The organism is Streptomyces sp. NPDC016851 (genome assembly GCF_055562795.1).
Window position 1 is genome coordinate 197,856 of sequence record NZ_JBVHEP010000018.1, and the last position, 6,628, is coordinate 204,483.

Sequence of the window (6,628 nt, forward strand, 5' to 3'; positions counted from 1 at the left end):
AAACCCTACAGTCGGCCCGCGCGCCCGCCCCGTGACCGAAGCCTCGCTGCCACCGTGACCGGCATCACTTCACGCCCGGTGCACCCCCCATCTTTTGTCCGGAGTCGACCAACCGCGCGTTCGCGCCTTTGTCGAGCGCTGACGGTGATCGGGGCGAGGACGCTGGGATAGCGTCACGGTGTCCCGAACGGCCCTCACTCCCGCGGAGTCCCCATGAGCACCGCTGCCGCCACACCCGCCCGCACCGGGCAGGTCCTCGCCGACCTGCTGCCCGCGTCCCGTGTCCGGGACGCGGCCCTCGTGCTCGGCGGAGCCGCGCTCACCGGCCTCGCCGCGCAGCTCTCGGTGCCCGTGCCCGGTTCCCCGGTGCCGGTGACCGGCCAGACCTTCGCCGCACTGCTCGTCGGCACCTCCCTCGGCGCCGGCCGCGGCTTCCTCGCCCTGGCGCTGTACGCCGTGGCGGGCCTCGCCGGTGTGCCGTGGTTCGCGAGCGGCACCTCCGGCGTCGCCCCCTCCTTCGGCTACATCCTCGGCATGATCCTCGCCGCCACGGTGGTGGGCGCCCTGGCCCGCCGCGGCGCCGACCGCTCGATGCTGCGCATGGCGGGCACGATGCTGGTGGGCGAGGCGATCATCTACGCCGTCGGCGTGCCCTACCTGGCCCTCGCCACCGGCATGTCCGCCACCGCCGCGATCGCCGCCGGCCTCACGCCGTTCCTGATCGGCGACGCGCTGAAGGCGGCGCTGGCGATGGGGGCGCTGCCGACGGCATGGAAGTTCGCGAACAAGCGCTGAACCCGCAGGCGTTGCCCAGAAGCCCGAGGCCCGACGGGGGCATCACCCCCCCGTCGGGCCTCTGGGCGTAAGTACGGTCGGCAGGGGCCGGATCAGCCCTCCTGAACCCCTGGCCGCCGCCGCTGGGACCACCACATCCCGGCCACGCCCGCCGCGAGCAGCGACGCACCGGCCGCCCCCAGCGGCAGCAGATCGCGCGCCGGACCGGTCTTCGGCAGTTCCTTGCCGCCCGGGGAATCCGGCTTGCCGGGGGAGACCGGCTCGTTGTCGGTGCCGAGCAGCAGCGGCGTCGCCGGGGCGTCCGGCGACGGATTCGTCGTGCCGAACGGCACCGGGCCCTGCTGCCAGAACGTCTTCTTCCCGTCGCCCGTCTGCACGGGCAGACAGATCTTCCCCGTCTTGCCCAGGTCGTACGTCGCGTCGACGGCGTACGACTTCGACTCACCGGCCGCGAGATTGTCGAGAGGGCAGCTGAAACCGCTGTTCGAACCCTCCGGAAGATTGTTCTCGGCTATCGGGGAACATCCCTGGACGTTCTTGACGGTGAGCCCGTCGAAACCGACGACCAAAAGCTGGATCTTCCCGCTGTCCTTGTTCCCCTCGTTCTTCACCGTCGCGGTGAGTGCTGTCTTTTCGGAGTCGTTGTCGACCGAGATCTTCTCGGGCAGCAGCGTGGTCAGCTTCACCCCCGCCGGTGCCTCGTCAACGACCTTCCCCCCTTTGCTGCTCGCGGGCCCTTCGTCTTCCGCTCCGGCTGTTCCGGAAAGGATCACCACGGCCGAGAAAGATGCTGCCACCAGCGATCCCGCGACCGCCGCCGTGCGACGAGAACTCATGTTCGCCCCCCTTTGCGTCCCCCTGGACTGCCCTGGCCTGCACCAGAATTCGCCAGTACTGAAAGAGCTACCACAAGATTTCCCGCCACTATCCTGGTACGGCGCGAAGTGTGACCGTTGTGTTTCACTGGAGTCGGTCGCGGCGTCGTGAAGGGGGTGCAGCGGATTGCCGGGGAATGCGAACATCGGCGGTGTTCCAGGGATATTGGTGACGGGGCGCTATCGGCTGGTCGAAAGTATCGGGCAGGGGGGAATGGGGCGGGTGTGGCGAGCCGCCGACGAAATACTCGACCGGCAGGTCGCCGTCAAGGAAATGCGTATCGACGGACTCGACGCGGAGGACAGCAGGACCCGCCGCGAACGCACCCTGCGCGAGGCCAGGGCCACGGCCAGGATCGACCACCCCAACGTCGTACGGGTCTACGACGTGGTCGACGAAGGCGAACGCCTGTGGATCGTCATGGAGTTGGTCGCGGGCCGCTCCCTCGAACAGATCCTCGCGGAGGACGGCCCACTGAGTCCCCCTGCCACGGCCCGGCTCGGACTCGGCCTGGTCGCGGCGCTACGGCAGGTCCACGCGCGGGGAGTGCTGCACCGGGACATCAAGCCGGGCAACGTGCTGGTGGAGACCTGGAGCGGGCCGGCCGGGCCGGGAGGCGGCACCGCCTCCGGGCGGGTCGTCCTCACGGACTTCGGCATCGCCGCGATCCAGGACGCCAAGGCGCTCACCATGGTCGGCATGCTGGTCGGCTCGCCCGACTACATGGCCCCCGAGCGCATCTCCGGCCGCCCGCAGGGCCCACCGTCCGACGTCTGGTCCCTCGGCGCGACGCTCTGCGCCGCCCTCGGCGGCCGTTCCCCCTTCGCCCGCGACACCACGCTCGCGACCCTGCACGCGGTCCTGTACGAGGAACCCGAACTCCCCGCCGCATCCGGTCCGTTGCGCGACATCCTGACGTCCCTGCTGGAAAAGGAACCATCGGTCCGCCCGGGACTGGAGGAACTGGAAGCGGCCTTGGAGCCGGTCGCGTTCCCCGCACCGACGCCTACGGTGCCGGTGGGGGCGATACGGGAACGGCGGGAAGGGACAGCAGGATGGGCGGAGCCGTCGGATGTGGAGCCGGTGTCGCATGCGGCCCCCGCTCAGGACCCCGCCGCCGCGAGGCCGGACCGACAGCCCGAACTCGAGCCCGAATCCGAGCCCGCGCCCGTCCCGCACCCCGACCCGCCACACACCACTACACCGCACGCCACCACGACCACCCCCCGCCCTGGCCCCGTCTCCCTCAGCCGAGCACAGGCGGCGACGGAGTGCCGCCCCCACCCGGCACCCACCGCGATGCCGCCGGGCGAGCTCCCCGGCCCCGCCACACCGGCTTCGGCCCGCCCCCGCACCGGCCACCGCCGTACGATGCTCGCCGCCGCCGCAGCCACGGTCGCGACGGTCGGCGCCGTCGTAGGAATCGTGCTGGCGACGACATCCGGCTCACCGGGCGACGACGCCCCCCGCGCAGGCTCCTCGGCCTCCGCCCAACCCACCACAGAGTCCACCCCCGACTCCACCTCCGACTCCACCCCCTCACCCACCGTCGACGGCACGTCCAGGCCGCAGAGCCTGCCGCCGGGCGCGCACCGGGAGGCCGGCGGATTCGCCTGGGCGACACCCGACGGCTGGCGGCGGGACGTGAAGACGGGCGCGGAGGTGCACTACACCTCCCCGGACGGCACGCAGGAACTCGTCGGCAAGTCGTCCCTGGCCCGCGGCGACCTGCTGGAGACCTGGCAGACCTCGGAGCGCAACGCCCAACAGGGCGAGGACTACCAGAAGGTCCGCCTGGAGGAGACGACGTTCCGCGGCCATCCGGCGGTGGTCTGGGAGTACACGTTCACGCTGAAGGGCGTCCACTGGCACGCCCGCCTGCTCGGCTTCAACTCGGGCGGCAAGTCGTACCAGGTCAACACCTGGTACGACTCCGGCATCGAACCGGAAGCCCTCCGCACGTACGAGAAGGTCAAGGACAGCTTCACGGTGCTGTAGGCGGCAACGGAAAAGCCCCCCGTTCACCACGAACCATGAACGGGGGGCACCGGGAAAAGGCCGGTCAGCCGGCCGAAACCTCGTCCCGCCTGTCGTCCTGCGCCTGTCCCTGTCCTTGTCCTTGCGCCTGCGCGGCGGCAGCGGCGGCCCGCCGCCCCCCGAGGACCCGCTCCTTCACGAAGGCGACGGCGAGGACGAGCGCCGCGACGAGCAGCGACAACAGCATGGTCTGGCGCCCGTCGTGCTCGGTGTCGGTGAGCATGTAACCGAGGATGAACACGATCAGCGCGGCCGTCGCCCAGGTCAGGTACGGGTACAGCCACATCTTCACGACGAGCTTCTCGGGCGCCTCGGCCTGGATGATCCTCCGCATCCGCAGCTGGGAGAAGCAGATCACCAGCCACACGAACAGGGCCACAGCGCCACTGGAGTTCACGAGGAAGAGGAAGACGGAGTCCGGGAACTTGTAGTTGAAGAACACGGCGACGAATCCGAAGGCGACGGACGCGAGGATCGCCGTGCGCGGCACGCCGTTGGCGGTCGTCCGGGCGAAGCCCTTCGGCGCGTCACCGCGCTGGCCGAGCGAGAAGGCCATGCGGGAGGCGGTGTAGAGGCCGGAGTTGAGACAGGACAGCACCGAGGTCAGCACGATGAAGTTCATGATCTGGCCGGCGTGCGGAATCCCGAGGGAGTCGAGCGCGGCGACGTACGAGCCGTCCTTGGTGATGGACTTGCTGTCCCAGGGCAGCAGGGACACCACGACGAAGATCGAGCCGAGGTAGAACACGGCGACACGCCAGATGATGCTGTTGGTGGCCTTGGTGACGGCCTGCTGCGGGTTCTCGGACTCACCGGCGGCCAGGGTGGCGATCTCGCTGCCCATGAAGGAGAAGACGACGAGCAGCACACCGGTGAGGATCGCGCCGGGACCGTGGGGCAGGAAGCCCCCGTGCTCGGTGAGGTTGCTCAGCCCGGCCTGCTCACTGTCCACACCCGGCAGGAGCCCGAACACGGCCAGCCCGCCGATGACGATGAACGCGGCGATCGCGACCACCTTGATCCCGGCGAACCAGAACTCGAACTCTCCGTACGACCCGACGGAGACGAGGTTGGTGGCGGTGAGCACCAGCATCACGATCAGGGCCCAGGCCCATTGCGGCACGGCCGGTATCCACCCCTCCAGGATCACGGCACCGGCGGTCGCCTCGACCGCCAGCACGACCACCCAGAAGAACCAGTACAGCCAGCCGATGGAGAAACCGGCCCAGGACCCGAGCGCGCGGTCGGCGTGCGCGGAGAAGGAACCCGACGTCGGGTTGGCGGCCGACATCTCACCGAGCATCCGCATCACCAGAACGACGAGCGTGCCGACGAGGGCGTACGACAGCAGGATGCCGGGCCCGGCGGTGGCGATACCGGAGCTGGACCCGACGAACAGGCCCGCCCCGATGACGCCACCGATGGCGATCATCGACAGATGTCGGCTCTTCAGCCCGGCCTGGAGCCCGGAGCCGTCACCGGGTTCGTTTCCTGTCGTTTTGAGAGTCGGCTGCGAGGTCATGGAACGGATTTCCTTTGCGCCGGGGAGCTGTTCTCTCGTACGAGCGGTGTACGAGCCGGTCCAGTGAATCGGAGGTGAACGAAGAGGAGAACCTTTGAATCCAGATTGTTACTTGAGGTTTTCCTGAGCTTCAGTTACCGGCTCACACTCACGTCAAGTTTTCATGAGCGCCACCCCGCGCGCCTGCCCCGAAACACCCGTGTCACACTCGTCCCATGCGCGTGTACCTCGGCTCGGACCATGCGGGCTACGAACTCAAGAACCACCTCGTCGAGTGGCTGAAGGCGGCGGGTCACGACCCCGTCGACTGCGGCCCGCACATCTACGACGCCCAGGACGACTACCCGCCCTTCTGCCTCCGCGCCGCGGAGCGGACGGCCGCGGACCCCGACGCCCTCGGCATCGTCATCGGCGGCTCCGGCAACGGCGAGCAGATCGCCGCGAACAAGGTCAAGGGCGTCCGCGCGGCCCTCGCCTGGAGCGAGGAGACGGCGGCGCTCGGCCGCCAGCACAACAACGCGAACGTCGTCGCCGTGGGCGCGCGCATGCACTCGCAGGACGAGGCGACGGCGTTCATCGAGACGTTCCTCAGCACACCGTTCTCCGGTGACGAACGTCACATCCGCCGAATCGACATGCTCGACGGCTACGAGTCGTCCGGCGACCTCCCGCCCATCCCGCCCCACCACCCCCAGCAGTAAGCCCCCCGGGGGGCAGGCAGCTCCACCGCCCGGGTGAGCCGGCTGGCCCGCCGGCTCAGGCCCACCCGGAGGCGGAGGGGGCTCTACCCACCCCCGCCTCCGACCTCCGAGCCGGACCCGGGCCCCACGCGGGGCCCGAACTCCACGCGGGCGGAACACGGCGAGGGGATTGAGCGCCAGGGCCCCCGCTCGCTCAGCGCATCCGAGCCTGACGCGAGGGCCCAGGACACGCGAGCCGACCGCGCCGACCGATCGCACCGGTCCTACTGCGGCGTCCAACGCACGCGGGCCTGATGTGAGCGTCCGACGCACGCGGGCCTACTGTGGGCGTCCAACGCACGCGGGCCCGACGCGGGCTTCCAGCAGACTCGGCCGATGCGGATGCCCACCCCCCGGGACCCTGATGCGGGTGCCCGTCCCACCCGGGCCCTGATGCGGCTGTCCGGCACACTCGGGCCCTGATGCGGGTGTCCGGCACACTCGGGCCTTCGGCGGGCGCTCAGGGCATTCGGGCCTCCGGCGGGTGCTCAGGACATCCGGGCCTCCGGCGGGCCCAGACGTCAGGGGCTCGTGCGGGTGTCCAGCACATCCGGACCCGATGCGGAACGAGGGGCGCACCCCCTTTTCGGGGTGCAGGGGCGGAGCCCCGCGAGGGGTGCAGGGGACGCAGTCCCCGCCGGGGTCCGGGGCGGAGCCC

Annotated in this window: 5 protein-coding genes; 3 read left to right on the top strand and 2 right to left on the bottom strand. The window is 70.2% G+C overall.

Annotated features, from left to right (window positions below):
• Positions 1 to 213 precede the first annotated feature (213 nt).
• Positions 214 to 795: a biotin transporter BioY gene (locus tag ACZ3I3_RS27200; protein WP_399408832.1), complete on the top strand. Its 582-nt coding sequence runs from the start codon at positions 214 to 216 to the stop codon at positions 793 to 795.
• Positions 796 to 887: 92 nt separating this feature from the next.
• On the opposite strand, the gene ACZ3I3_RS27205 is transcribed toward ACZ3I3_RS27200, so the two are convergent.
• Positions 888 to 1,631: a hypothetical protein gene (locus tag ACZ3I3_RS27205; RefSeq protein ID WP_467369306.1), complete on the bottom strand. Its 744-nt coding sequence runs from the start codon at positions 1,629 to 1,631 to the stop codon at positions 888 to 890.
• A gap of 253 nt (positions 1,632 to 1,884) precedes the next feature.
• Between ACZ3I3_RS27205 and ACZ3I3_RS27210 the strand changes: the two genes are divergently transcribed.
• Positions 1,885 to 3,669, top strand: a complete 1,785-nt coding sequence (locus ACZ3I3_RS27210) for a serine/threonine-protein kinase (protein ID WP_467369323.1) — start codon at positions 1,885 to 1,887, stop codon at positions 3,667 to 3,669.
• Positions 3,670 to 3,733: 64 nt separating this feature from the next.
• On the opposite strand, the gene ACZ3I3_RS27215 is transcribed toward ACZ3I3_RS27210, so the two are convergent.
• On the bottom strand, positions 3,734 to 5,230 hold the full coding sequence (locus ACZ3I3_RS27215; protein ID WP_467369308.1) for an amino acid permease: 1,497 nt from the start codon (positions 5,228 to 5,230) through the stop codon (positions 3,734 to 3,736).
• A 215-nt stretch (positions 5,231 to 5,445) separates the two neighbouring features.
• On the opposite strand from ACZ3I3_RS27215, the gene ACZ3I3_RS27220 reads away from it, so the two are divergent.
• A complete protein-coding gene (locus ACZ3I3_RS27220; protein ID WP_467369310.1) occupies positions 5,446 to 5,931 on the top strand; it encodes a ribose-5-phosphate isomerase in 486 nt (161 codons plus the stop codon).
• Positions 5,932 to 6,628 lie beyond the last annotated feature (697 nt).

What these genes read in the sequence shown, in the direction of transcription:
- ACZ3I3_RS27220 (WP_467369310.1), top strand. Translation starts at nt 5,446, where the DNA reads ATGCGCGTGTACCTCGGCTCGGACCATGCGGGCTACGAACTCAAGAAC.
- ACZ3I3_RS27200 (WP_399408832.1), top strand. Translation starts at nt 214, where the DNA reads ATGAGCACCGCTGCCGCCACACCCGCCCGCACCGGGCAGGTCCTCGCC.
- ACZ3I3_RS27215 (WP_467369308.1), bottom strand. Translation starts at nt 5,230, where the DNA reads ATGACCTCGCAGCCGACTCTCAAAACGACAGGAAACGAACCCGGTGAC.
- ACZ3I3_RS27205 (WP_467369306.1), bottom strand. Translation starts at nt 1,631, where the DNA reads ATGAGTTCTCGTCGCACGGCGGCGGTCGCGGGATCGCTGGTGGCAGCA.
- ACZ3I3_RS27210 (WP_467369323.1), top strand. Translation starts at nt 1,885, where the DNA reads ATGGGGCGGGTGTGGCGAGCCGCCGACGAAATACTCGACCGGCAGGTC.